General features: G+C 64.5%; 23 protein-coding genes. 20 read left to right on the top strand and 3 right to left on the bottom strand.

Annotated elements, in window-relative coordinates:
• The first annotated feature begins 67 nt into the window (after window positions 1-67).
• Genes pdxS through IAU68_RS05895 form a run of 9 tightly spaced genes read left to right on the top strand, consistent with a single transcriptional unit; the run spans window position 68 to window position 10,046 of the window.
• Complete coding sequence (gene pdxS / locus IAU68_RS05935) at window positions 68-943, top strand: pyridoxal 5'-phosphate synthase lyase subunit PdxS (RefSeq protein ID WP_171193976.1); 876 nt, start codon at window positions 68-70, stop codon at window positions 941-943.
• 40 nt (window positions 944-983) lie between these two features.
• On the top strand, window positions 984-2,492 hold the full coding sequence (gene dop / locus IAU68_RS05930; protein WP_171193975.1) for a depupylase/deamidase Dop: 1,509 nt from the start codon (window positions 984-986) through the stop codon (window positions 2,490-2,492).
• 10 nt (window positions 2,493-2,502) lie between these two features.
• The gene (locus IAU68_RS05925) at window positions 2,503-2,697 is read left to right on the top strand and encodes a ubiquitin-like protein Pup (protein ID WP_171193974.1); all 195 of its coding nucleotides are present in this window, start codon (window positions 2,503-2,505) and stop codon (window positions 2,695-2,697) included.
• Between the two features lie 32 nt (window positions 2,698-2,729).
• Window positions 2,730-4,097: a Pup--protein ligase gene (gene pafA / locus IAU68_RS05920; RefSeq protein ID WP_407928700.1), complete on the top strand. Its 1,368-nt coding sequence runs from the start codon at window positions 2,730-2,732 to the stop codon at window positions 4,095-4,097.
• Window positions 4,098-4,102: 5 nt separating this feature from the next.
• Window positions 4,103-5,026 carry a helix-turn-helix transcriptional regulator gene (locus IAU68_RS05915; RefSeq protein WP_171193972.1) on the top strand — a complete coding sequence of 308 codons (924 nt, stop codon included), beginning with the start codon at window positions 4,103-4,105 and terminating at the stop codon, window positions 5,024-5,026.
• Entirely contained in the window at window positions 5,027-5,959 is a 933-nt protein-coding gene (locus IAU68_RS05910) for a helix-turn-helix transcriptional regulator (protein WP_171193971.1), read from the top strand.
• 35 nt (window positions 5,960-5,994) lie between these two features.
• Window positions 5,995-6,261: a Sec-independent protein translocase subunit TatA gene (gene tatA, locus IAU68_RS05905; RefSeq protein ID WP_171193970.1), complete on the top strand. Its 267-nt coding sequence runs from the start codon at window positions 5,995-5,997 to the stop codon at window positions 6,259-6,261.
• 54 nt (window positions 6,262-6,315) lie between these two features.
• Complete coding sequence (tatC, locus tag IAU68_RS05900; RefSeq protein ID WP_171194143.1) at window positions 6,316-7,278, top strand: twin-arginine translocase subunit TatC; 963 nt, start codon at window positions 6,316-6,318, stop codon at window positions 7,276-7,278.
• Between the two features lie 5 nt (window positions 7,279-7,283).
• Entirely contained in the window at window positions 7,284-10,046 is a 2,763-nt protein-coding gene (locus tag IAU68_RS05895) for a DEAD/DEAH box helicase (protein ID WP_171193969.1), read from the top strand.
• Here the strand turns inward: IAU68_RS05895 and IAU68_RS05890 are convergent.
• Window positions 10,033-10,584, bottom strand: a complete 552-nt coding sequence (locus tag IAU68_RS05890; protein WP_171193968.1) for a trypsin-like serine peptidase — start codon at window positions 10,582-10,584, stop codon at window positions 10,033-10,035. The two genes, IAU68_RS05895 and IAU68_RS05890, sit on opposite strands and share 14 nt — an antisense overlap.
• Window positions 10,585-10,616: 32 nt before the next feature.
• On the opposite strand from IAU68_RS05890, the gene IAU68_RS05885 reads away from it, so the two are divergent.
• From IAU68_RS05885 to IAU68_RS05860, 6 genes are read left to right on the top strand one after another with little or no spacing between them, the layout of a single operon-like run.
• Entirely contained in the window at window positions 10,617-11,720 is a 1,104-nt protein-coding gene (locus IAU68_RS05885) for a M24 family metallopeptidase (protein WP_171193967.1), read from the top strand.
• Between the two features lie 10 nt (window positions 11,721-11,730).
• Window positions 11,731-12,438 carry an SDR family oxidoreductase gene (locus tag IAU68_RS05880; RefSeq protein ID WP_231698976.1) on the top strand — a complete coding sequence of 236 codons (708 nt, stop codon included), beginning with the start codon at window positions 11,731-11,733 and terminating at the stop codon, window positions 12,436-12,438.
• A 5-nt stretch (window positions 12,439-12,443) separates the two neighbouring features.
• Window positions 12,444-13,655, top strand: a complete 1,212-nt coding sequence (locus tag IAU68_RS05875) for a lipase family protein (protein ID WP_171193965.1) — start codon at window positions 12,444-12,446, stop codon at window positions 13,653-13,655.
• Window positions 13,656-13,664: 9 nt separating this feature from the next.
• On the top strand, window positions 13,665-14,189 hold the full coding sequence (locus tag IAU68_RS05870; protein ID WP_171193964.1) for an FxsA family protein: 525 nt from the start codon (window positions 13,665-13,667) through the stop codon (window positions 14,187-14,189).
• Window positions 14,190-15,740, top strand: a complete 1,551-nt coding sequence (gene lnt / locus IAU68_RS05865) for an apolipoprotein N-acyltransferase (RefSeq protein ID WP_171193963.1) — start codon at window positions 14,190-14,192, stop codon at window positions 15,738-15,740.
• Window positions 15,741-15,761: 21 nt separating this feature from the next.
• Entirely contained in the window at window positions 15,762-16,748 is a 987-nt protein-coding gene (locus tag IAU68_RS05860) for a polyprenol monophosphomannose synthase (protein ID WP_171193962.1), read from the top strand.
• Between the two features lie 3 nt (window positions 16,749-16,751).
• On the opposite strand, the gene IAU68_RS05855 is transcribed toward IAU68_RS05860, so the two are convergent.
• Window positions 16,752-17,129, bottom strand: a complete 378-nt coding sequence (locus IAU68_RS05855; RefSeq protein ID WP_171193961.1) for an RNA polymerase-binding protein RbpA — start codon at window positions 17,127-17,129, stop codon at window positions 16,752-16,754.
• 144 nt (window positions 17,130-17,273) lie between these two features.
• Here IAU68_RS05855 and IAU68_RS05850 point away from each other — a divergent pair, with 144 nt between their 5' ends.
• The 3 genes from IAU68_RS05850 (at window position 17,274) to IAU68_RS05840 (ending at window position 21,347) form a co-directional block, all read left to right on the top strand.
• Window positions 17,274-17,621: a hypothetical protein gene (locus tag IAU68_RS05850; RefSeq protein WP_171193960.1), complete on the top strand. Its 348-nt coding sequence runs from the start codon at window positions 17,274-17,276 to the stop codon at window positions 17,619-17,621.
• 65 nt (window positions 17,622-17,686) lie between these two features.
• A complete protein-coding gene (locus IAU68_RS05845) occupies window positions 17,687-18,325 on the top strand; it encodes a YceI family protein (protein ID WP_231698975.1) in 639 nt (212 codons plus the stop codon).
• Between the two features lie 100 nt (window positions 18,326-18,425).
• Window positions 18,426-21,347, top strand: a complete 2,922-nt coding sequence (locus tag IAU68_RS05840) for an FAD-binding and (Fe-S)-binding domain-containing protein (protein ID WP_171193959.1) — start codon at window positions 18,426-18,428, stop codon at window positions 21,345-21,347.
• Here the strand turns inward: IAU68_RS05840 and IAU68_RS05835 are convergent.
• Window positions 21,344-22,678, bottom strand: coding sequence for a class I SAM-dependent methyltransferase (locus IAU68_RS05835; RefSeq protein ID WP_171193958.1), 1,335 nt, complete (start codon window positions 22,676-22,678; stop codon window positions 21,344-21,346). The two genes, IAU68_RS05840 and IAU68_RS05835, sit on opposite strands and share 4 nt — an antisense overlap.
• Before the next feature lie 117 nt (window positions 22,679-22,795).
• Here IAU68_RS05835 and IAU68_RS05830 point away from each other — a divergent pair, with 117 nt between their 5' ends.
• Complete coding sequence (locus IAU68_RS05830) at window positions 22,796-24,136, top strand: NAD(P)/FAD-dependent oxidoreductase (RefSeq protein ID WP_171193957.1); 1,341 nt, start codon at window positions 22,796-22,798, stop codon at window positions 24,134-24,136.
• Between the two features lie 301 nt (window positions 24,137-24,437).
• Window positions 24,438-26,489, top strand: a complete 2,052-nt coding sequence (locus IAU68_RS05825) for a pyruvate formate lyase family protein (protein ID WP_407928725.1) — start codon at window positions 24,438-24,440, stop codon at window positions 26,487-26,489.
• Window positions 26,490-26,498 lie beyond the last annotated feature (9 nt).

The raw sequence follows: 26,498 nt of genomic DNA, 5'->3' as shown, positions 1-26,498 counted from the left end.
CTGGTCCAAAGAAACTAAATAGAACTGGCACTTGGAATCTACCAGTTGTCGAGGCAGACTAAGCGGTATGTCGAAAGCAGAACAGTTGAACCAGAAATTCCTTGGCGGTGTGATCATGGACGTGGTCACACCGGAGCAGGCGAAGATCGCCGCCGACGCCGGCGCGGTAGCCGTCATGGCGCTCGAGCGCGTTCCCGCCGATATCCGCGCCCAGGGCGGCGTGGCCCGCATGTCAGACCCGGACCTGATCGAGGGCATCATCGAGGCGGTCGACATCCCCGTCATGGCCAAGGCGCGAATCGGCCACTACATGGAGGCGAAGATCCTCGAGCACCTCGGCGTGGACTACATCGACGAGTCCGAGGTGCTGAGCCCGGCCGACTACGTCAACCACATCGACAAAACGGATTTCTCGGTGCCGTTCGTGTGCGGCGCCACCAACCTGGGCGAGGCGCTGCGCCGCATCAACGAGGGTGCGCAGATGATCCGCTCCAAGGGTGAGGCCGGCACCGGAGACGTTTCGGAAGCCACCAAACACATCCGCACCATCAAGGGTGAAATTGCGTCACTGCAGGCGATCTGGAACAGCAACCACGACGAGCTCTTCGTCGCGGCGAAGGAGCTGCAGGCGCCGTACCAGCTGGTGGCCTACGTGGCTGTGCACGGCAAGCTCCCGGTGCCGCTGCTGGTTGCCGGCGGCGTTTCCACCCCGGCCGACGCGGCGCTGATGATGCACCTCGGCGCTGACGGCGTGTTCGTCGGCTCCGGCATCTTCAAGTCCGGCAACCCGGAGGCCCGCGCCAAGGCCGTGGTCAAGGCGACCCAGAACTGGAACGACATCGCCGCCGTGACCGAGGCGTCCCGCGGACTGGGCGAGGCGATGGTGGGCATTAACGTCGCCGACCTTCCGGCACCGCACCGTCTGGCGGAGCGCGGCTGGTAATCCGCTAAGAGGAAGGACCCACCCGCTAGGCTTGGTCCTCATGACGCGCTACATGGGGACCGAGACCGAATACGGCATCACCAGCCCGGATAACCCGCTGATCAGCCCGCTTGTCACCTCCACGCACGCGGTGGTGGCGTACGCGGCGATGCGGACCAAGGCGCGTACCCGGTGGGACTACGCGGAGGAAGCGCCGCTGAAGGACACCCGCGGATTCGACCTGCAGCGCTACCGCAGTGTCCCGGTCGTCGATGCGAACGCGATCGGGGTGGCGAACGTGCTCGTCGCGAATGGCGCGCGCTACTACGTCGACCACGGCCACCCCGAGTACTCCAGCCCGGAATGCTCGAACGCGTTCGACGCGATGGTCTACGACGCCGCCGGCGACCACATCCTCAACGACGCCGCGGCCGATATCCGCCAACTCTGGAACGAACAGGTCTCCGTGCTGGCCAAGCACGATCCGTGCCCGCCGCTGAAGTTCTACAAAAACAACGTCGACGGCAAGGGCCGCTCATACGGTAGCCACGAAAACTACCTGTACTCGCGGAAGACCGACTTCGAACGCCTCACCCAGGCACTCATCCCGTTCTTCGTCACACGCCAGGTCATCGTCGGCGCCGGCCGCGTCGGCATCGGCCAAGCGTCGGAGAAGCCGGGCTTCCAGATCTCGCAGCGCGCCGACTACTTCGAGCAAGAAGTCTCGCTAGAGACCACGCTCAACCGTGGCATCGTCAATACCCGCGACGAGCCGCACGCGCCGGAGGAGGATTTCCGTCGCCTCCACGTCATCGTGGGCGATGCGAACATGAGCCAGTACTCCAACTTCCTCAAACTCGGCATGACGAAGCTGGTGCTCGATGCCATCGAACAGGACGTGGACTTTTCCGACCTGCGCTTGGCGGAACCCGTGCATGAGATCCATGCGGTCAGCCACGACCCCAGCCTCAAACACGAACTCGAGCTGGCAAGCGGCAAGCGCCTAAGCGCCATCGCTATCCTGCGCATCTACCGCGAGCGGTGTGCGGGGGTTGCGGGGCAGGGGGTCGTCGATAAGCAAGTGCTCGAACTGTGGGGCGAGTTTCTCGACGACTTGGAGCGCGACCCGCTGTCCACCGCCGACCGGCTCGACTGGACGGCAAAGTGGTCGCTTGTGCGCCGGTTCGAAGCCCGTGGTGCAGATCGAGCGAAGCTGCAGGCCATCGACCTGCAATACGCGGATATCGACCCGCAGCAGTCGCTGTACCACGCGCTCGTGCGCAAGGGGGCGCTGCGCACGATGGTCGATGGAGACACGATCCAACGCGCCGCCGCGGAGCCGCCTACGGATTCGCGCGCGTACTTCCGCGGCACAGCGGGGCAGAAGTTCGGCGAAAACCTCGTGGCATCGAATTGGCAATCCATGCTGTTTTCCGTCGACGACCAGCTCTACTGTGTGCCGCTGGATCTGCTCCACGAGCACACCGCGGAGCAGACCGCCGATCTGATCGCGCGCTCTCATACGGCCGCCGAGCTCCTGGCTGGCCTTGGCGTGACCCCGGCCAGGTAGGGTAACACCCATGGCTACGCAACAGACCCACGCCGCCTCCGGTGGCGGCGACGACCACAACGAGGACTTCGACGCGGCCCAGGGCGCCGGTCAGGCACAGATCAACACGTCTGGCACGGATGACTTGCTCGACGAGATCGATTCGCTGTTGGACAACAACGCCGAGGAGTTTGTGAAGTCGTTCGTGCAAAAGGGCGGCCAGTAGCAACGATGGTGGCCTGCTACCCGCGGCGCATCATGGGCGTCGAGACGGAATTCGGTGTCGCCGCCTACGACGGCGCACGCCAGGTGCTCACCCCGGAAGAGATCGCACGCTACTTATTTCGCCCCGTGGTCGCGCAGTACCGCAGCTCGAACGTCTATGTGGGAAACGCCGCGCGGCTGTATCTCGACGTCGGCTCCCACCCGGAGTACGCCACGGCGGAGTGCGATTCGCTGAGCCAACTGCTCGCCCACGACAAGGCGGGCGAGTGGATCTTCGCCGATCTAGCCAAGCAGGCGGACGAGACGCTTGCCAACGACGGCCTCGGCGGGTCGACCTACTTGTTTAAAAACAACGTGGATTCGAAGGGAAACTCCTACGGCGCCCACGAGAACTACTTGGTCAGTCGCGAGTTAGCGCTGAAGTCTTTCGGCCAGCAGCTCCTGCCGTTTTTGATCACCCGGCAACTTGTCTGCGGCGCGGGGAAGATCGCGGGCAACAAGTTCGTCATCTCCCAGCGTGCGGATCAGGTGTGGGAGGGCGTGTCGTCGGCGACGACACGCACCCGGCCGATCATCAACACCCGCGACGAACCGCACGGCGATTCCCACCGCTTCCGCCGCATGCACGTCATCATCGGCGACTCGAACATGTCTGAGCCCACTTTCGCCTTGAAGGTCGGCTCGATGTTGTTGGTCATCGAGATGCTCGAGGCCGGCTTCGACCTGCCGGACATGGAGCTTGCGGACCCGATCGCGCACATCCGCGACATCGCAGCCGATCCGACCGGCACGACCGCACTCGAGCTCGCAGCGGGTGGCACCATCACGGCGCTGGAGGTGCAACGCGCCACGCTGGACGCCGCAAAGCGCTGGCTTTCGCAACGCCCCGACGAAGGAACACCCAATGCCGAGATGCAGCGGGTCGTCGACCTGTGGCAGCGCACCCTCGACGCGATTGACACCCAGGACTTCTCCCAGGTGGACACCGAGATAGACTGGGTGATCAAACGCAAACTACTGCAGCAATTCCGCTCGAAACTCGGCTGCGGTTGGGACCACCCGAAACTTGCCCAGATCGACCTGACGTACCACGACATCGATCGCAACCGCGGCCTGTTCTACCTGCTCGAGCGCAAGGGCCTGGCGAAGCGCTGGATCACTGACGACGACATCGCCCACGCAGTCGACCACGCCCCGGAGACCACCCGCGCGGCTATCCGCGGCAAGTTCCTCGCCGCCGTGCGCGAAGCGGGGGCTGCGCATAATGTCGACTGGGTGCATTTGAAGGTCAACCGCCCAGAACCGCGCACCGTCGAGCTGCTCGACCCGTTTGCGAACAACAACGCCGAAGCCGACGAGCTCCTCGCCTATGTGGCGGCGCACGCCGGGGAAGAGGAGTAGCGCCGATGGCTGACGACAAGGACATGGTGATCCGCCAGGTCGGACTCACGTTCGCCTTGCTTGCCTCGCCAGAAAAGCGCGACATCGCCTGGGTGCAAACCCATGTCGACGGCTACGGCGGGCGCAGCCGTGACGCCGCCAGCCACCTCATCCGCCGCGACGTCGAAGAACTGCGTCGTCTGTGGGTGCCGGCCCACTTCGCCGACGGCCAGGTGTGGGTGGATAAAGACCTCTACGAACTGCCGCCGGTGGACCTCACCGCTGAGGAGGCGTCGGTCGTTGGCCTCGCGGTGGATCTGTCGCAGCCCGGCACGCTGGGAAGTTTTGCGCGCTCCGGGTGGACCAAACTCGCCGCCTCGGGCGCAACCCGCGATTTTGACGCGCCGACGCTGGTGTCAGTCTCCAACGACATCTTCCAGCTGCGCCCCGACACCCTGCGCGCAATTGTCGCCTGTGTGCGCAACAAGCAACGCATGTCCTTCGACTTCGTCCGCGCGCCGGGCAAGGAGCCAGAGCGTCGCACCGTCGACCCGTGGGGTGTGGTCTCGCTGAACAACCGCGCATACTTCGTCGGCTTCGACATCGACCGTGAACAGGAGCGCGTCTTCCGCGTGAAAAAGATGTCGCGGGTCAAGCGCGTGAACACCAGCGAGACGTTCCACGAACAGGTGGGAGAGCTCCAGCAGATCGTGGAGGCGATGCTGCAAGGCGATGTGGTCGACGCGGTGGTGACCGTAAGTGGCAATGCCGGCGACGAGTTGGCCACCCGCGGTGCGCGCGAGGGCGACACCATCACGCTGAACGGTGTGGACCGCGACTGGGTCGTACGCGCGATCGCGAGCCTCGCCGGGCACCTGGTCGCGGTGGAGCCTGCCGAGGTCCGCGCAGACGTGGTCAAGCTTCTGCGTGCGTCGAAGGAGGAAAACTAGATGAGTGCCGACCAGCAACGCCAGGAGCGGGTGGTGCGACTGCTCAACCTCGTCGCGTACGCCTCGAAGCACCCGGATCTGACCGTAATGGAAATCGCCCGCGACTTGGGCGCCGACCCGCAGCAAGTGCGCGACGACCTCGACCTGCTCTACATGTCGGGCGTGGGCACCGGCCCCGGCGAGATGATCGAGCTTGAGCACTCCTGGAAGGGCGTGCGCATTATCGACGACCAGGGCCTGACCAAGCCGCTGCGTCTGACCCCCGCCGAGGCGAGCGCGCTGCTCGTGCTGCTCGACTCGCTGGAGACCATGCCCGGTCTCGTCGACGCCCGCGCCGTGCGCTCGGCAGCCGCGAAAATCCGCGCTGTGACAAAGTCGAGCGGGATCGGCGACGCCGACCACCCGGCAGATTCCAGCGTGGCTGGCACTGTCGCGGATGCGCTGAGTCAGAAACGCCAACTCGCGATTACGTACTACTCGGCGACGTCGGATACGACGTCTCGTCGTCAAGTTGAGCCCGCAAGCCTGTTTCACGAGGACGGCAACACCTACCTGCGTGCCGCGGAAGCAGGGGAGATGAAGACGTTCCGCCTCGACCGCATTCGCGAGGCGTCGCTTCTCGACGAGACCTCCACCGCCTCGGACACCGACTTCGACAGCGCCGACCCGTTCGGGATGGCACAGCAAGCGAACGCGCAGCTGCTCATCCACCCGGACGCGACGTGGCTCGCGGACTACTGGGATATCGATATCGAAAGTGACGATATTAACTCCGAAACGGGGTGGGTCCCGGCCACGATGCGCTACGGTTCCGGCGACTGGCTCGTCCGGTTTTGCCTCGGTCAAGCCGACCGTGTGCGCATCGTCGAGCCCCGCGAACTCGCCGACGAGCTCACCGCACGCGTGGATTCAGCGCTCGAGGCGTTAGACTAAGAACCCTTAAAACGTCCGTTGTTGAAAGGAACGTCATGGCAAGCATCGGTTGGGCGGAAATTCTCATCTGCCTGTTCGTCGTGCTCCTTCTGTTCGGCGCCAACAAGTTGCCGGATCTGGCGCGCTCGATGGGCCGCTCCGCCCGCATCTTCAAATCCGAGGTCAAGGAAATGAAGAACGACGGCACACCCGAGCAGCCGGCCCAGCAGCACGAGATTGAATCCGCAGCTGCACAGGAGACTCGCAGCGCCGCGCACGACGCCGACTTCTGGGAGCGCCCGGAGAACCAGTCGCGCTCCTAGGTGCGTCTGATGGCAACCACCACCAAACGGAGGAAGAACAACCCGACCGGCGAGATGTCGCTGGTCGAACACCTCCAAGAACTGCGCCGACGCGTCGTCATCTCGCTGATCGCGATCGTCATCGGCACGATTATCGGCTTCATCTGGTACCAGAACGCGCCGTGGCGGATCATGCCCCTCGGCGAGATCATTCGCGGGCCGTACTGCAACCTGCCGGATCACCTGCGCGCGGACTTCAACGGCGATGGGGAGTGCCGCCTGTTGGCCACGAGCCCGTTCGAGATGTTCATGCTGCGCCTGAAAGTCGGCGCATTGGCGGGACTTGTCCTCGCGTCTCCGGTGTGGCTCGCGCAAATCTGGCGGTTTATCACCCCGGGCCTGCATAAAAACGAGAAGCGCTACACCATGTCCTTTGTGACCATGGCGGTCGTGCTGTTCGTGCTCGGAGCACTGCTGGCGTACTTCGTGCTCGACCAGGGCCTGTACGTGCTTATGTCCATCGGCTCGGAATTCCAGGTCGCCGCGTTGACAGGTGAGCGGTACTACAACTTCCTGCTTTCGCTGATCGTGATCTTTGGTGTCAGTTTCGAAGTGCCGCTGATCATCATCATGCTCAACCTCGTCGGGATCCTGCGCTACGAACATGTCAAGGACAAGCGTCGCTTCATCATCGTGCTGATCTTCATCTTCGCCGCGGTGATGACGCCGGGCCAGGACCCGTTTTCCATGGTCGCGCTCGCGGTCTCCATCAACCTGCTCGTCGAGATGGCGTTCCAGTTCTGTCGGATCCACGACAGAAAGAAGGGCAAGATGCGCCCGGACTGGATGGATCTTGACGACGAACAGGGCTCCGGCCCGATCGAAGCCCCAGCGCCGGTGGGGGCTGCGGGTGGCATTGGGTCGTCGAGAAGCATCAAGGCCGCCCCGATCGAGCGGCCGCAGCCGGTGCGCCGCGCGCCTGAGCCCGAGACGAAGCGGGGCTTCGAGGGCGGAGCCGATTTCGAGGACGTACTGTAGGGGGCATGCTTTCCCCCGAAAACTCCACGCCGTTTTTGCAGGAATTCGCGAATGCGAAGCCGTTCGATCTCGACGACTTCCAGGTGCAGGCCTGCCGGGCCGTGGAGGAGGACCGGGGTGTCCTCGTCTGCGCGCCAACCGGCTCGGGCAAAACCATCGTCGGCGAGTTCGCGGTTGCACTTGCGCTGCAGCGCGGCACGAAGTGCTTCTACACCACGCCGATTAAGGCGTTGAGCAACCAGAAGTACAACGACTTGGTTGCCGAGCACGGCGAAGACGCCGTCGGCCTGCTCACCGGCGACACCAGCATCAACGGTTCGGCGGAGATCGTCGTGATGACGACCGAGGTCTTACGCAACATGCTCTACGCCGAGTCGCCGCAACTGGACCGCCTGACCCATGTGGTGATGGACGAGATCCACTACCTGGCTGACCGCGACCGCGGTGCGGTGTGGGAGGAGATCATCCTCAACCTGGACGATTCGGTGAGCCTCGTCGGGCTGTCCGCCACGGTGTCCAACTCCGAAGAGTTCGGCGAGTGGCTCACGGCGGTACGCGGCGATACCGAAGTCATCGTCTCGGAGCACCGCCCGATCCCGCTGAGCCAATACATGATGGTCGGGCGCAAAATGTTCCCGCTGTTCGAGCCCGGCAAGGACGGGCGTGTCAACCACGCGCTCGAGCGGGCCATCGAGCGCATCGAGGCCGGCAGCTCCGACGAGGGCCGCCGGGACTTCGAGGAGGGCCGTGGATTCCGCTCCCGGGCCCGCAGCGGGCGCACGCGCGGCCAAGATAAGGTCCGCCCAGTCGGCCGGCCGGAGGTGGTCACCGCACTGCAGGGCCAGGACATGCTGCCCGCCATCGTGTTCATCTTCTCCCGCGCCGGCTGCGACGGCGCACTGTTTCAATGCCTTCGCTCGCGCAAGGAATTGACCACACCGGAAGAGCGCGCCGAGATCGAGCAGATTATCGACGACGGCATCGACGGCATCCCCGAAGAGGACCTCGAAGTGCTCAACTTCCGCCAGGTCCGCACCGCCTGGATGCGCGGGTTCGCCGCCCACCACGCCGGCCTTTTGCCCGCGTTCAAGCACATCGTCGAGCAGCTCTTCGTGCACAGTCTGGTCAAGGTCGTCTTCGCCACGGAAACGCTCGCACTCGGCATCAACATGCCTGCCCGCACGGTCGTGCTGGAGAAGATGGTCAAGTTCAACGGCGAGGCACACGTCGACCTCACGCCGGGCCAGTACACCCAGCTCACTGGGCGTGCCGGCCGCCGCGGCATCGACCACATCGGCAACGCCGTGGTGCAGTGGGCACCGGCATTAGACCCACACGCCGTCGCGGGGCTGGCGTCGACGCGCACCTACCCGCTGATTTCACAGTTCCAACCCGGCTACAACATGGCGATCAACATGCTTGCCATGAACGGCTTCGACGACTCAATCCGCCTCATTGAGCAGTCGTTCGCACAGTTCCAAACGGACCGCTCCGTCGTCGGTGAGGTACGCGACATCGAGCGGCTCCAAACCAAGGTGCGCGAATCGCGGGCCAAACTCGATCGTGACATCTCCGCATTCGCGCCACCGTCCGACGACGCCGCCGCGGAGCTGGTCGAGTACTCGCAACTGCGGCGCGACCTTGGCGACGCCGAGAAGCAGGCCCGACGCGACGCTATGGACAACCGCCACAAGGAGACCGTGAAGATTCTCGGCCGGTTGCAGGTGGGCGAAGTCATCGCGCTGCCAGCCAAGCGCAAGCCGGAACTCGCGGTCGTGGTGCAGGCAGCCGGCAAGCCGCACGACCCGCGCCCGTGGGTAACCACCGAGCGCGGCTGGTCCGGGCGCATCGACGCCGCCTCTTTCGGCAACCCGCCGATGGTGGTGGGCCGGATTAAGGTGCCGCGGCATATGCAGAGCCAGCCTCGTCGTCACGCGCGCAAGGTTTCGAGCATGTTGCACCGCGGGCACTTCAACGCGCCGAAGCGGTTGCGCACCGAGGCGCGCACGCGGCCGAGCAAGAAGGTCACTGCGCTGCGCGAGGCGATCCGCAACCACCCCGTGCACGCATGGCCGGCGGGGGAGCGCGAGGTGCTCGCACGCACCGCCGAGGACATTGTGCGCGACGAGCGCAAACTCGCATCCATCGAACGCCGCGTGGATTCGTCGACTGATTCGCTCGGCCGCACCTTCGAGCGCATCATCGGGCTGCTCACCGAGATGGACTACGTCGAGCTTGTCGACGGCGAGCCTGCAGTCACCGACGAGGGCGAGCGCCTGTCGCGTATCCACAACGTCTCCGATCTGCTGGTCGCGCAATGCCTCAAGCGCGGCATCTGGGACGAGCTGGACCCGGCAGAGCTCGCCGGCGTCGCGTCGATGCTGGTCTTCGAGAACCGCCGCGCGACCCACGGCGAGCCGGAGGCGGCCACCGAGGCGATGGCGGATGCGATGAACGAGACGATGCGAATCTACGGCGAGCTGGTCGCCGACGAGCAGCGCCACAACCTGCCGGCCACCCGTCTACCCGACGCGGGGTTCAGCTTGTCGATGCACCAGTGGACCGCAGGCGCCCCGCTCGGATACGCATTGGCCGCCGCTGCGGAATCCGGCGCTGAACTGACCCCCGGCGACTTCGTGCGCTGGTGCCGGCAGGTCGTCGACCTTTTGGAGCAGGTGAAAAAGACCGGCTATTCGGAACAGATCCGCGACAACGCCAACCGCGCTGTCGACGCGATCCGCCGCGGTGTGGTCGCTATCGGTAACTAGCCGGCAGCAGCGACACTGTGGCGACGCGCAGGTTGCGCCCCCGCGGGTCGAGGATGAGCGACTGCACCGCGAAGATTTCGCCGCCTGCGAACACCGGGCCGCCGGAGTCGCCCTTGACCGCCGGCGGGTTGTTGTAGATCAGCCCCGCCGGCCGGACACGTGTAGCAAAGGTACGCGACGCGGAAAACGGCAACCGACCCAAGTACCTGCCGGGGCGGCCCTCCGGGCTCGCGGCGCGGCCGCCGAAACCCACGGTCAGGGTCGGTCTGCCAGTGCGCGGAGCTGGACCCACCGGCAGTGGTTCTGCGTCGACACGTTCCGGCAATCGCACCAGCGCGACGTCGGTGCCGGGCAGGGGCGCGGCGGAGACTGGGGCGAACGTGGTGTCGCCGATACGCACGCGCACCTTGCGCACGTCAGCGCGGCGGAAGAAGTGGGCGCAGGTAAGCACGGTATCGGGCGTGATCAGCGCGCCTGAACAGTAGCCGCGGCCTGGGATGGAGATGCGCGCGATGGATCGTGCGAGGGGATTGGACACGGCTGTGATCGTAGCGATCTACCATGGCCCGCATGACCTTCGATGCAAGTGTGTATGCCGACCGGCGGCGCAAGGCCGCAGACCTCGTTAGGGAGCGGGGACTTGCCGGGCTGGTCATCGGCACCGGCGCCGAGTTCGCCTACCTGACTGGGTCGTGGGCCTCCTCGCACGAGCGGCTTACCGCGCTGGTGATTGCGCCGGACGCAACGCGGGTCGTCGCGCCGCTGACCGATGTTGCATCACTCGGGCTCGAGCGTGCCGACGACATCGATGTCGTCGGCTGGCGCGACGGCGACAACCCGTACCGGCTGGTCGCGGACGTGCTCGGGGACGGGATGGTCGGGCTCGGCTCGTCGCTGACCGCAGACCACGTCTTCCCGCTCCAGGCGCTGTTGCCGCGCACCGAATTGGCCACGGACGCGGTGGCGGAGCTGTTTATGGTGAAAGACGCAGCGGAGCTCGAGCAGATCGCGGCTGCCGGCGCCGCAATCGACCGCGTCCACGAACAGGTCCCGGCACTGCTGCAGCCCGGCCGCACCGAACGTGAAATCGCGGACGACCTGACGCGACTGGTGCTGGAGGAACACGAAAGCGTCGCGTTTGTCATCGTCGGCTCGGGGCCGAACGGGTCGAATCCGCACCATGATTTCTCCGACCGGGTGCTCGAGGTGGGCGATCCGGTGGTCGTGGATATCGGCGGTGTGCTGGCCTCCGGTTACCAGTCGGACTGCACCCGCACCTATGTCGTCGGCGGCAAGGAGTCGGCCCCGGCAGACTTCCGCGAGGCATACGCCGTGCTCGAGGACGCTTTTGCTGCCGCGTGCGAGGCGGCCCGGCCGGGGGTGACCGCGGGCCAACTGGACGCTACAGCACGCAACGCGATCGCGGATGCCGGATATGGCGAGTGGTTCACGCACCGCCTCGGCCACGGCATTGGGCTATCTGGCCACGAGCAGCCGTTCATCATCGCCGGCTCTGACGTCGTGTTGCGCGAGGGGATGGCGTTTTCCATCGAGCCGGGCATCTACAAGCCGGGCGCGTGGGGTATGCGCATCGAAGACATCGTGTGGCTGACCGACACCGGCGTCGAGACCTTTAACCGCACCCGCCGCGACCTGGGGGTAACCGGTGGGTAAACAGGGGACCGTGCTGTTGCTTGGCGCACGCAGCGACATCGGCGGCGAGGTCGCCAAGCGTGTCTGTCGCGGGCGCGAGGTGGTACTTGCGGCGCGGGGTAGTGCGGGGCTGGATGTCGTCGAGAAGCAACTTCGCGATGCGGGCGCGACCCACGTGCGCGCGGTGGACTTCGACGCGACCGACCAGGATTCGCACCGGAGGATCGTGCAGGAGGCGGGCGAGGTGACCACCGCGATCGTCGCCTTCGGGATCCTCGGCGATCAGGAACTCGCGGAGCGTGACGAGCGTGAAGCCGTGCGGATCGCCACCGTCGACTACCTTGCGCAGGCCAGCATGCTCACCGTGCTTGCCGACGAGATGCCGCGCGGCGAAATCTACGCCTTTTCCTCCATCGCCGGGTGGCGGGCCAGGCGCGCGAACTACGTCTACGGCTCGACGAAGGCAGGCCTCGACGCGTTCTGCCAGGGGCTGATGGACCGGTTGCACGGCACGGGGCTCAACCTGATCCTGGCGCGCCCCGGCTTCGTCATCGGCGCGATGACCGAGGGAATGAAGCCCGCGGTGATGTCGGTGACGCCGGACGTGGTCGCCGATACAGTCGTCGACGCAGCTGGGAAGGGCAGAAGCACTACCGTGTGGATCCCGCGGCGCCTGGCAGTGCTCGCGGCGGTGATGCGCTTAGTGCCGCGGCCGATCTGGCGTCACATGCCGAGGTAACCGCCATGGCTCGTCTGTTCTTTCCGCGTGTGCGCTCGCTTGCCGGCATCTGCCTTGATTTGGTGCGCCCGGCGCAGCGCACCGGGCCCGACTTCGGTCAGGCGAGCTGGCTGATGGGGATGACACCGGGGTCGCTGGTCAAAGCGGTGCCGATCCGGCCGGTGGGTGCGAGTGGGGTGCTGAATCCGTCGCAGAGCTGGCGCATTGAATACGCCACTAGCGACAGCCTCAACAGGGTGGTCTCCGCTACCGGGGCCGTGTTCCGGTCCCGCACGCCGTGGAAGGGAAACGGTTCTCGCCCGACGATCGCGTTCGCCCCGTCGACCCAAGGGGTGGCCCGGCGTTGCGACCCGTCGTACTCGTGCACCGTCGGCATCGGCCCCAGAGTCAAGCCTGTGGACATGATCGCCGCCTACGAGCAGCCGGTAATCAACCTATTCCTCGCCGCCGGCGCGGACGTGGTGATCACCGACTATCCGCGCGATCCCGAAGACGACGTTGAACTCTACTGCGACCACGTCTCCGCAGCCCGCGCGCTTGCCGACGCCGTCCGCGCCTCCCGCGACCTCGGCGTCGACACCACCACACTCGGCCTGTGGGGGTTTTCCCAGGGCGGGGGAGCCGCGGCCGCATGGCTGGAGGAACCCGAGTACACCCCGGAACTGCAGCTGCTGGCTGCCGTCGTCGCGGCCCCGCCGACCGATTTGGTGAGCATGCTCCACCACGTCGACGGCGCGCTCGCGTCCGTGGTCATCCTCTACGCCGTCGCCGGCCTCATGGCGCGCGACGAAGACATCGCCGCAGAAATCGCCCCGCATTTGAGCCCGAAAGGGGCCGCAGCCATCGTCAACGGCGCACGCACCTGCGCCATGGGAGCAGTACTGCACCGCCCGTGGGCGCACACCCGCACCTGGACCCGCACAGGCGTGAGCATGGCGAAGCTGCTCGACGACCTGCCCCGCACCAGCGCCCACCTCGACGCCATACGCCTCGGTGCCGTCCAGCCGCCCAACATTCCGATCCGTCTGTGGAGCGCGCTTCACGATGACCTCGTGCCGTACGAGGACGTCGCAAAGCTTGCCGACGACTGGGGCATCGAGCTGACCACCCGCCGCGAGCGCGGCATCCGCGGGCGCACGGGGACGAACCATTTCGGCCCGTACTTCCTGCACGCGGCCGAGGACGTGGGTTGGTTGCTCGACCAGTTGTCCAGGTAGCCTTGGCCCATGCCTGTGTACCTACTGCTGTACTTTCTGGTCGAAGCGATCGCGTTCTTCCTCGTCGCTAAGTGGATTGGCGTCGGCTGGGCGATCCTGGCCATTTTCGGCCTGATGCTCTTCGGCTGCTTCGCCGCCGCCGCTTCGTTGCGGGGCGAACTCGTCCGCGCCGCGAAAGGCCAGGCGAACGTGGGGCAGTTGGCCGGCGATTCGGCGCTGCTGCTTGCCGGCTGGGCTATGAACATCGTCCCCGGTTTTGTCAGCTCGGTGCTCGGCCTGCTCCTCGTGTTCGGGCCGACCCGCGGCATGGCGCGCCGCGCAATGACGAAGCGTGCCCGTCGCAGTATGGAAGACCTCGGCGCCCGAATCTATGCCGCGACGCCGATGTCGCAGTTCACCACCTCGTACGGGTCGTTTACCAACCCACAGCAGCAGGCTCACCCGGAGCAGAATCGTAGCGACGACACCGTGATCGACGCCGATGAGTTAGAGCAGTGGTACCGCATGGATGGCCGTGACCCGGGGGAGAAGTAGATGACAGCGCTGACCGGCTTTCTCCGGTTCGTTCTCGCGGCTACCTCCGGGTGGCTGGTGTATTTCTCCTACGAGCCGCACGGCCACTGGTGGTCCGGCATCGCCGGTATTGCGGTGCTGTATCTTTCGCTTGCGCCGTGGCGGCATTGGCCGGGCGGCGACCGTCCGCCAGCCGCTTTCGGCGGTTTGCTCGGCTTCACTCAGGCCGCGTTTTGCTACCTGTATCTGCTGCCGTGGATCGGCGAATTCGTCGGCGCTATGCCGTACGTTGCGCTGTCCATCTTCCTCGGCCTCTACGGCATCTTCACCGGCGTTTTCGGTGTCCTGGCGGCGCGCTGGCGCTTCGGCTTCGCTGCCTTTCCGCTGATCTACCTCGTCGTCGAGTTCGTGCGCTCGTCGGTCCCCTTCGGCGGGTTTAGCTGGGTGCGCTTGGCCTGGGGGCAGATCAACGGCCCATTGGCCGCTCTCTCGCCATGGGGTGGCCCAGCACTGATTACGTTTGCGGCTGCGCTAGCCAGCGTCGGCCTGGTGATACTCATCGCAGGCCGTGGATCCCAGCGGCTAGCTGGGGGAGCAGCGTTCGCTGTCCCGTTGGTGCTCGGCGCAGTCGCCGGTCTCGGTATCAACACCGCCGGGCCGACCGTAGGGGAGGCCAACGTCGCTGTCGTGCAAGGCAACGTGCCGCGCATGGGCCTCGACTTCAACGCCCAGCGCCGCGCGGTGCTGACCAATCACGTCAACGAGACGCTTTCTCTTAGCGACGACGCCCGCACCGCAGGAGAACCCCTCGACGCCGTCATCTGGCCGGAGAACTCCTCCGACGTCAACCCCTTCGCCGACTCCGAGGCCCGGTCGTTGATCAATATTGCGGTGCGTGGGGTAGACGCTCCGGTGCTCGTCGGCACGCTCACGCGCGACGAGGTGGGCGCGCGCAATACGATGGTCGTCTTCGATCCCGACAACGGGCCAGGGGAGTACCACCACAAGCGCTTCCTGCAGCCGTTTGGCGAATACATGCCGTGGCGCGACTTCTTCCGCAACTTTTCCGAGATGGTGGACCTGGCCGGTAACTTCAAACCCGGTAACGGCAACGGTGTTGTCCACATGGGGGACATCCCGGTCGGCGTTGCTACCTGTTACGAGGTCGCCGAGGATCCGGCGTACCGCATGGCCGTGCGTGGCGGCGCCCAGCTGCTGACCACCCCGACCAACAACGCCACGTTCGGGTTTACCGGCATGACGTATCAGCAGTTGGCCATGAGCCGGCTGCGCGCGATGGAAACCGACCGCGCCGTCGTCGTGGCAGCCACATCCGGTGTGTCGGCGATCGTCCACCCGGACGGGACGGTGTCGCAGGAAACGGAAATTTTTACGGCGGATCATCTCGTCGAAAAGCTGCCGCTTCGAGATTCGCTTACGCCAGCCGTGCGCTTCGGCGGTGCGCTCGAGTGGGCGCTCGTCGCGCTCGGTGCCCTCGTAATGGTTGCGGCAGGTGTCGGCACACGCGCAAGCAAGCGCAGGTATGCTGCTCAAAGGAATAAACAAGCCTAAAAAGCGAGGAGAAGTACCGCCGTGGCGAACGAGACCCTGGTGATCATCCCGACCTACAACGAGGTGGAAAACGTTCCGCTGATCGTTGGCCGTGTGCTTGAGGCACAACACGACGTTGACGTACTTATTGTCGACGACAACTCGCCGGACGGCACCGGCGCGAAGGCCGACGAACTTGCCGCCGCCCACGCAGAGGTCAACGTGTTGCACCGCACCGGCAAGGACGGCCTTCTCGCCGCGTACCGTGCAGGCTTCGAGTGGGCGCTCGAGCGCGACTACCAGATCGTCGTGCAGATGGACGCCGACGGCTCGCACGCGCCGGAGGAGCTACACCGCCTGCTCGACGCCGTAGCAAATGGTGCCGATCTCGCGATTGGTTCACGCTATGTCGACGGTGGGGAAGTGAAAAACTGGCCGCGTAGCCGCTACCTGCTGTCGAAGCTGGGCAACGAGTACATCGCCGTTGCGCTTGGCGATGAGACCAAGGACATGACCGCCGGCTACCGCGCTTTCCGCCGCGAGGTGCTCGAGGAACTTGACCTGGACGCGCTGTCGAACAAGGGCTACATCTTCCAGGTGGAAATCGCGCACAAAGTTGCCGACGCCGGCTTCGACGTCGTCGAGGTGCCGATCACCTTCGAGGACCGCAAGCTTGGTGAATCGAAGCTGGACGCAAGCTTCGCGGCAGCGTCCTTCGCCGAGGTGACAAAGTGGGGTGTCCAGGATAAGGCCTCCTTCGTCGGCAACCTGGCCTCCGAGACCTGGCGACAGTTCGCGTACGCCGTGTCCAACTCCAAGGCTGCCGACCTGCCGTCGCGCGCTGCGAAGGCACCGGGGCAGGTTGCGGACCTGGCAGGGGAGATCGGCTCAATGACCAAGTACGAGCTGGGCAACCTCAACCTGGGCAAGATTGCGGGCCGCGTCGCCGACAAGCTGGAGACTGCAAAAAACCTGACGACGGAAACCGTTCGTCAGGCTCTTCACGTACTCAAGTCCGGCTCGAAGTAGCACTTACTTTTCGTTCTGCGCGGCCTGCTCCTTAGCCAGGCGGGCCGCTGCACGGCGACGCTTGCGCAGTTGCTCCAAACGCTCCTCGAGGAGCACGTCGAGCTCTTCAATGGATCGGCGCTCGAGCAGCATGTCCCAGTGGGTGCGCGGCGGCTTCGCCGGCTTCGACTCCACGCCTTCGCCCTCCATAAGGGTGCCCACCTGGCCGTTTTTGCACATCCACTCTTCGGGGATCTCGGCTTCGTCAGCGAACGGGACCTCGTAGACTTCACCGTTGGGGGTCTGGTATTTCGCCATGCGGCGCGGCGCGAGATCGTGGTCGCGGTCCGTTTCGTAGCTCACGGCGCCCATACGGCTACCGCGTAGCACTCGATCAGCCATGTCGTCTCCATCCTTTAACTCGTGGTGTCCCGGTTACCCGATCCACCCGGGGGTGTGCAGCAATCGCTCAAGTATAACGATCGACATGCCGAGTTTGTTCCCCCGGTGTCTACACCGTGTGACAGCTGTAATAGACTATGTAACGTGACTATCAGACAGCGGAGAACAGGCCAGAAAACGGCAGTCTGCGCCTGGTGTGGCAAGGAAATCGAGCTCAATCAAGGCCGCGGCAGGAAGCGCAAGTACTGCGGTCCGTCGTGCAAGCAACGCGCGTACGAGCAACGGACGTTGCTGGCAGGAACATCCGTGGACCCAGATGCGGTGATCTTGAGCCAGCAGAAGGTCGACGAAATTCGCGACCGGCTGTTTGAACTGCGCTGTGCGGCGGAAGACATCCAGACGGCCGCCACCGAAGGCGCACCGGCGAGCGAATTAGGGGCGCTGTGTGACGAATTAGTAGGCTTAGCGCAGAAACTTGAAAAGCTGAGGTGAGCTACTTGGAGTCCAACTCCCGAAACAGGAAACTGCTCATTGTAGCGGTTTCCGCCTTCGCCATATTGGCGGTACTCGTCGCATTCATCCCGTTGGCGAGGACGCTGTTTTTTAGTCACGGTGTCAAAACTGAGGGGATCGACGAGTCGGCGCTAGCAGAGGCGTCGACTGATCTCGACGGCACCTGGACGGTCACCAACCGGCCGGGGCCGAACCAGACGTCCGCAGGCTACACCTTCGACGAGGTGCTGCCTGGCGAGCGTCGCACGACATCCGGGTCGACGCAGGGCGTACATGGCAGCGTCACAATCGAAGCTGGCACGCTGACGTCGGGTGAAATTACCGTCGACATGACGAACCTGAAATCCGACGCGGACGTGCGCGACGAGAGCGTGCGCCGGAAAATTTTCCACACCGACGAGTATCCGGAATCCACCTTTACTGTGACAGAGCCGGTGGACCTTAGCACGGTCCCGGACGACGGAAGTATGGGCTCGGTGGAACTGACCGGCGAGATGACGATCCACGGCACAACGCAGCCAGTCACGCAGACCTTCAATGTGGCGCGCTCGGGCGAGCAGCTGCTCGTCGCCGCAGACATTCCGATCCACCGTGAGGACTACGGCGTGGAGACTCCGGAGTTGGTTGCCGCGAAGATCTCCGAGGACGGCGAAATCAACGTGCGCCTGGACATGCGGAAGTAGCCCTATATAACGTCACCTTGACGTTATATAACGGGTATTTGTCCGATAATGTACATTATGTCAAGTAATGCTGAGGGGCTCAGGCGCGTAGTCTAAATCCATGTCTCGACTCCTCTCACCCAATCCTCAACGGATCCCCAAACCGGTTTACGACGACTCTTCGCCCGATGCTGTCGCTGCGCGCTTCGCCGGCGGCACGGACGCGGCGCTCGTCGACAAGCTCGCCGCGATCGTCGGCAAGGACAATGTCCAGTCGCGCGTGTCCGATCTCGTACGCTTCGCCTCCGACGCCTCGCCGTACCGCGACATCCCGTCGGTTGTCGTGCAGCCCCGCAACGCCCACGACCTCTCCGCATTAATGCGTTTTGCGCGCGACACCGGCCACACGTTGACGTTCCGCGCCGCGGGCACCTCGCTGAACGGCCAGGCCATGACTAACGACATCCTCGTCGACGTGAAGACGCATTTCACCGGTATGGAGGTGCTCGACGGCGGCAAACGGCTGCGCTCGCTGCCCGGCGTCATTCTCGGCGACGCACAGGCGGTGCTGCGCCGCCACGGCTTCATGCTCGGCCCGGACCCAGGTTCCACCGCATCCGCGTGCGTGGGCGGGGTGGTGGCGGATAACGCCGGCGGAATGCGCTGCAAGATCGAGCGCGATTCCTTCCACACCATCGACGAGGCGGTGTTCGTGCTGACCTCGGGTGAGATCGTCGATACGCGAAAAGGCGACGAGGCGTTCCGGAAACAGTGCCCTGAACTGCACAAACAACTCTCTGAATTCCGCGATCGACTGCGTAGCGACGACGCAACGGTGGATCGTTTGCGCACGAAGTTTTCCATCCGCAACACCAACGGCCTGCGCATTGACGCGTTTTTGGACGAGGACGAGCCGGTACGCATCCTCATGCGCCTGCTCGTCGGCTCCGAAGGCATCTTGGGCGTGTTTACCGAAGTTGAGATGCGCACCATCGAACTGCCCAAGAAAAAGGCTGTGACCTGGGTGGTCTTGCCCGACATCAACGACGCGGCGAACTACGTCGCCAAGCTTGTCGACGCCGGCGCCGAGGCCTGCGAGCTCCTCGTCTCCGATGTCATGCGTGGCTCGGTTGGCCAGTTCGACGCCGCACCGCCCGAGTGGGCCGATATCGACCAGGCGACCGCTGCCCTGCTGCTCGAAGTCGGCGGCACCACCGACGAGGAACTCACGGAAGCGATCAAGGCCGCCGAAGACGTGCTCGACGGCGCCGAGTTGCTCTCCCCGCTCAAGTTCGAATCCGACCCCAAGCTGCAAAACGGCATGTGGCAGCTGCGCAACGGCCTGTTCGGTTTGATCGGCGAGAACCGCCCACAAGGCTCGACGCTGATCACCGAAGACGTCTGCTTCCCGCCCGCGCAGGTTGGCGAAGGAGCGGCGGACCTGATGAAGCTGCTGCACAAGTTCGGCTACCCGGAGTCCGTCATGGGGCACGCCCCGTACGGCAATCTGCACTTCTTCCTCACCCCGGATTTCTCCAAACCTGAGGAGCTCGAACGCTATTCGCAGTTTTTGGAGGAGTTAACCGAGCTTGTCGTGGACCAGTACGACGGCTCCATGAAAGCCGAGCACGGCACCGGTGTGAATATGGCGCCGTTCGTGCGTCGTGAATGGGGTGACGACATTTGGAACCTGTTCTGGGAGGTCAAGGACATGCTCGACCCGCAGGGCATCCTGGCTCCCGGTGTGAAGCTCACGCGTGACGACGACATCCACCTCAAGCGGTTCAAGTCGTTCCCCAAGGTCGAGCACGAGATCAACAATTGCGTCGAGTGCGGCTTCTGCGAGCCGATCTGCCCGTCGCGCCACGTGACTGTCACCCCGCGCCAGCGCATCGTGCTACGCCGTGAGATGGCGCGCCAGCCGGAGGGCTCTAAGGTCCTCAACGAGCTGCGTGAGCAGTACCAGTACGACGCAATCGACATGTGCGCCGCCGACGGCACCTGCTCTATCCCCTGCCCTGTTGGCATCGACACCGGCAAGGTAATGAAGCAGTTGCGCTCTGCCCAGGCAACACCGGCGGAGCAGCGGGTGGCCCAGTCCATCGCGAAAAACTATGGGGCTGTGGAAGCGCTCGGCCGCACCGCAGTCTCCGGCGTGAACGTGCTCGGCCCGCAGCTGGCCAACGCGGTGACCAAGGTGGGCCGCGCCCTCATTTCCTCGGAGCGTCTGCCGTCGGTGCCTGGGCCGATGCCGCACAAGGCCGCTGAGTTGCCGGAAACTTCGCGCGCTGGCGCTGCCGCCGCTTACTTCCCTGCCTGTGTGAACCGCATCTTTGGCCAGCCGGCTGGCGGCGCGGGTGCGATCGATGTGCCGCACGCTGTTGTGGAGTTGGGCCGCCGCAGCGGTGCGCCAGTTTGGATCCCGAAGAATGTCGACGGCGCGTGCTGTGGCATGCCGTTTTCCTCGAAGGGATTCACCGACGCCTACCGCGAGAAGGCCCTCGACCTACTCGAGCGGATGTGGGAATGGTCGAACCACGGCGATCTGCCAGTGATCATCGACGCCGCGTCGTGCACCCACACCGTCGTCGACGCCATGCCGGAGATCCTCACCGGGGATGATCTCGAACGCTTCAACGCCATGCGCGTGCTCGACGTCGTGCAGTGGCTCGACGAAGAAGTCATGGAGCACCTCCCCATCACCGCTGACCAGGGGCGTATTGCCGTCCACCCGCCGTGCTCGGGCGAGCACCTGGGAACCACCGACGCGCTCATCCGCGTGGCCGAGGCCTGCGGCGACGCCGAGGTCCCGGAAGGCGCCGCCTGCTGCGGTACCGCCGGCGACCGCGTCATGCTCCACCCTGAGTTGGTGGAATCGGCCACTCGCGAGGAGCGCGCCGGCCTGGACAAGGGCAACTACGCCCACTTCGTGTCCGCGAACCGCACCTGCGAGATGGGCCTGCAGATGGTCGCGGACAAGCCGTTTGAGTCCATCGCGGTGCTCGTGGAGCGCGCGTCGCGCCCCGAGGTCACGCTCGCTTAACGACGACCCCGGCGGTGCCGCTGCACCATCGTCACCTGCGCGAGGTCGAGCATGCCCAGCCGTGCGAGCGCCTCGCGCAGGGCGAACTGCCACGTCCACATACGGCGGAACACAACGTCGTATCCGTCAGCGGCAGCGTCGCGCAAATGCGCGTCAAACGTCATGCGCTGCAGTTTCAGCGACGCCGCGAGGTGTTCAGGCGCGGTGGTCACCGCCGTCACCCGCAGGCCCGTGTGCTTATCGACGAGCCTGTCAATGTCGTCTACCGTGACCACGTTCAGCCGCGGCCACGAGTAAGGACGCAACGAAGTCAGCGCCGCGCCAGCCGCACGCGAGAACGCCCCGGTTCGGACGATGGTCTGCACCGCCACCCTGCCGCCGGGGGCAAGCATCTCTTCGGCAGCCTGCAGGTATGCGGTTTGCTCAGCAGCCGGCAGCGCCTCAAAAGCATTCATGCTCACCACGGCGTCGTACACCCCACGACGCTGGTGCGCGAGCTCGGGGATCTCCGCGGTCGAAGACAACAGATCGACACGCGCCGAGCCCTCGGCCCCGGCCATGATGAGCTGCTCTTCCACCCCGCGTGCGATGCGCTCGTCGAACGAGACTGTGTCTACCGTGATTCGCTTCGCCACCGCCTGTGTCACCACTGCGCCGCCGCTGCACGGCATCTCAAGCAAGTGCGTCCCCGCATTGGTAGACGCTGCCTCTAGCAGCATGGCAACACTGCGCAGCTGCGCATCCGTCAGATCGTCCCGGTGCGCATCAAGCGGCGCCCCGATGTCGGTGACGTCCATGAAGTGGTGGCTCGGCTCATTGCCGCGGCCCGCCCCGGGCGTGTGGGACTTCACCCGGGTGCGTTCGGTCGTCGGCACGCCTGTGCCAAAGTGCCCCTGGGCGTGGGACGCGACACTGCCGGCGAAATGTTGTGTGAGATCCGGGGGGAGCTCTCCTGCCGCCCCCACAGGTCTGCGCCCGCCAGGAACCGCAGACGGACGCGGTGACACGGGCCGGTAGCCCGCACCGACGAGCGCGACGAGGTCGTCGACAAGCACCTGCGACGAGGTCGTCGACCACTCTCCCGCCATATAGCCTTCCGCAAGGCCAGTCCAACCGCGAGCAGCGACGCGCTGAAACACTTCCGCGCGCTCCACGGTGAGATCGGGGCTCTCCCCTTCGAGCGCAAGCCCCGCCTTGGCGCACGCACGGGCAAACGCCGCCTCAGCAAGTTTCGTGCGGACACTGCCCCCGCGAGGCATCGGCACCGCCGCCACCGCGGGCCACGCCGCAGCATCGATGGAGCTCTTTTGCGTGCGCGTGAAATCGGCCATTTAACGGATGCTAGTGGCCCAGCCACCACTTCCGCGGTACGCCACGGCTTAGCTCACACGTACCGCGTAGTATGTAAGCCGTTCCACTTACGAAAATTACACCGAGGAGAGATACTGATGGCCTCTTCAGCCCTTCGCCCGGATGGAAACCGACACCACGTCGTAATTATCGGCGCTGGTTTCGGCGGCGTGAACGCTGCCCAGGAGCTTGCCGACGCAGACGTCGACATCACCCTGATTAACAGCACTAACCACCACCTCTTCCCGCCCCTGCTCTACCAGGTGGCAACCGGCTTGATGTCTGCCGGCGAGGTCACCGGCGACATCCGCCAGATGTTCGCCAAGCAGCAAAACATCCGCGTTGTACGCGGCACGGTCGAGACAATCGACATCGAGGGCAAGACCGTCACCTCCGTGGAAAGCGGAAAGGAGTCGACCTTCGCCTACGACTCCCTCATCGTCGCCGCAGGTGCCGGCCAGTCTTACTTTGGCAACGACCACTTCGCCGAATTCGCGCCAGGTCTGAAGACCCTTGACCACGCGTACGAGATCCGCGCCCGCCTCATCGCGGCGTTCGAGCGCGCCGAGCTGGCCGAAACTCCCGAAGAGCGGGAAGAGGCGCTGACCTTCGTCATCGTGGGCGCCGGCCCGACCGGCGTGGAGCTCGCTGGCCAGGTGGCTGAGATGGCGCACCGCGCGTTCACCTCCGGCCGCTACTCGTTCAGCACCGAGCAGTCCAAGATCTACCTCCTCGACGGCGCTCCGCAGGTGTTGCCGCCGTTTGGCAAGCGTTTGGGTAAGAAGGCGCAGCGCGAGCTGGAGAAGGCTGGTGTGACCGTTGTACTCAACGCGATGGTGACCAACGTCGATGCGGACTCTGTGACGTACAAGGACATGAAGACCGAGCAGGAGTCCACCATCAAGACCCCGACCAAGATCTGGTCCGCGGGCGTGGCCGCTTCCCCGCTGGGTAAGCAGGTTGCGGAGCAGATCGGTGTCGAGGCCGATCGCGCCGGCAAGGTCGAAGTTAACCCTGACTTGTCCGTCGGCGATCAGCCGAACGTCTTCATCATTGGCGACATGATGAACCGCGACCGTCTCCCGGGTGTTGCGCAGGTGGCTATCCAGTCCGGTGCCTACGTGGGCAAAACGATCAAGGATCAGATTGAGCACGATATCGCCCCGGAGGACCGCGCACCGTTTGAGTACTTCGACAAGGGTTCCATGGCCATTATCAACCGCTTCAATGCCGTGGTGAAGATGGGCAAGGTCGAGATCACCGGCTTTATCGGCTGGCTGATGTGGCTCGGCGTGCACCTGTCCTTCCTCACCGGCAGCCGCAACCGCCTGGTGGCGGCCAACGAATGGACGATTAACGCGTTCTCGCGTGCCCGCCACAACTTGGCAGTCACCGAGGGCCAGTTGCCCACCGCCAACCTGGAAGACGGTGAGAAGTAGGCGTAAATATCCCTGCAAATTCCCCGGCCAGACCTGTGCTCCAGGCGTCTGACCGGGGAATTTTCTCGTTGTAATTCAGTGTGTCGAAGGTCACCCCAAACGTATTACCAATAACCTGCGTCACTCCCCTACACTCCTTGTTAAGCGGCCAGCGCTTTTAAAGAGAATGTGTTTGGGAATGGGTAAGCGCAGCCGCCGGAAGACCTTTTGTTTCAAGAGAAGGACCGTGCAAACTGTGACTGTTTCTACAGAGCCGCAAATTCAGAACCAGGCGTGGGAAGGCTTCACGCCGGGACCGTGGATGGAATCGATCGATGTCCGCGATTTCGTCCAGCGCAACTACACCCCGTACGACGGGGACGCATCGTTCCTCGAGGGCGCAACCGATAAGACCCTGCGCCTGTGGGACTACCTGGACAAGAACTACCTCGCGGTCGAGCGTGAGCGTCGTGTCTACGATGTCGACACCGACACCCCTGCCGACATCGACGCGTTCAAGCCGGGCTACATCTCGGAAGATGACGATGTCATCGTCGGTCTGCAGACCGACACCCCGACCAAGCGCGCCATGATGCCGAACGGTGGCTGGCGCATGGTCGAGCAGGCCATCAAAGAGGCCGGCAAAGAGGTCAACCCGGACGTGAAGAAGATCTTCACCGACTACCGCAAGACCCACAACGATGCCGTCTTCGACATCTACACCCCGCGCATCCGCGCAGCCCGCTCCTCCCACATCGTGACCGGCCTGCCGGACGCATACGGCCGCGGCCGCATCATCGGCGACTACCGCCGTGTCGCGCTCTACGGTGTTGACTTCCTCATCGAGGAAAAGCAGCAGGCGAAGGACGCCGCCCTGGAGAAGGGCTTCTCCGAGCACTGGGCTCGCTACCGCGAAGAGCACTCCGAGCAGATCAAGGCACTCAAGAAGCTCAAGAAGATGGCCGAGGACTACGGCTTCGACATCTCCGGCCCGGCAACCAACGCCAAAGAAGCCGTCCAGTGGACCTACTTCGGCTACCTGGCATCGGTCAAGAGCCAGGACGGCGCCGCAATGTCCATCGGCCGCCTCTCCCCGTTCCTGGACGCGTACTTCGAGCGCGACTTGGCAAACGGCACCCTCACCGAGGTCGAGGCACAGGAGATCATCGACGCACTCGTGATCAAGCTGCGCATCGTCCGCTTCCTGCGCACCGAGGACTACGACCAGATCTTCTCCGGCGACCCGTACTGGGCAACCTGGACCGACGCCGGCTTCTCCGAGGACGGCCGCCACCAGGTCACCAAGACCGCATTCCGTCTCCTGCAGACGCTGCGCAACCTGGGCCCGGCTCCGGAGCCGAACATCACCATCTTCTGGGATCCGGCACTTCCGGAAGGCTACAAGGAGTTCTGTGCCGCTATCTCCATCGAGACCTCCTCACTGCAGTACGAGTCTGACAAGCAGATTCGTGACAAGTGGGGCGACGACGCCGCAATTGCCTGCTGTGTGTCCCCGATGCAGGTCGGCAAGCAGATGCAGTTCTTCGGTGCTCGCGTGAACGCCGCGAAGGCTCTGCTCTACGCCATCAACGGCGGCCGCGACGAGGTCAGCGGCAAGCAGATCACCGACGGCAACCACACACCGATCGAGGGCGACGGCCCGCTGGACTTCGACGAGGTCTGGCAGAAGTACGAGGAGATGCTCGACTGGGTTGTCGGCACGTACGTCGAGGCACTGAACATCATCCACTACTGCCACGACCGCTACGCCTACGAGTCCATCGAGATGGCGCTGCACGACTCCGACATCATCCGCACCATGGGCTGCGGCATCGCCGGCCTGTCCATCGTCGCCGACTCCCTGTCCGCGATTAAGTACGCGAAGGTCACCCCGGTCCGCGATGAGACCGGCCTGATCGTCGACTACATCACGGAAGGCGAGTTCCCGTTCTACGGCAACGACGACGACCGCGCGGACGACATCGCTGCCACCGTTGTTCACACGGTGATGCAGAAGATCAAGGCGATCCCGATGTACCGCGACGCCATCCCGACCCAATCCGTGCTGACGATTACCTCGAACGTCGTCTACGGCAAGGCAACCGGTTCGTTCCCGTCCGGTCACCAGGCCGGCACCCCGTTCGCCCCGGGCGCAAACCCGGAGAACGGCGCGGACAACCACGGCATGGTCGCTTCGATGCTGTCCGTGGGCAAGCTCGACTACAACGACGCGCTGGACGGCATCTCGCTGACCAACACGATCACCCCGTCGGGCCTTGGCCGCAACAAGGAAGAGCAGGTGACCAACCTGGTCGGTGTCCTCGATGCTGGCTTCATCATGGAAAACGCCGACGCGGTCATCAATCCGGCCTAACCAGACTTC

Source organism: Corynebacterium lujinxingii (assembly GCF_014490555.1).
In the GTDB taxonomy this organism is placed as follows: Bacteria; Actinomycetota; Actinomycetes; order Mycobacteriales; family Mycobacteriaceae; genus Corynebacterium; species Corynebacterium lujinxingii.
This window is presented reverse-complemented; position numbering and strand designations above follow the sequence as displayed.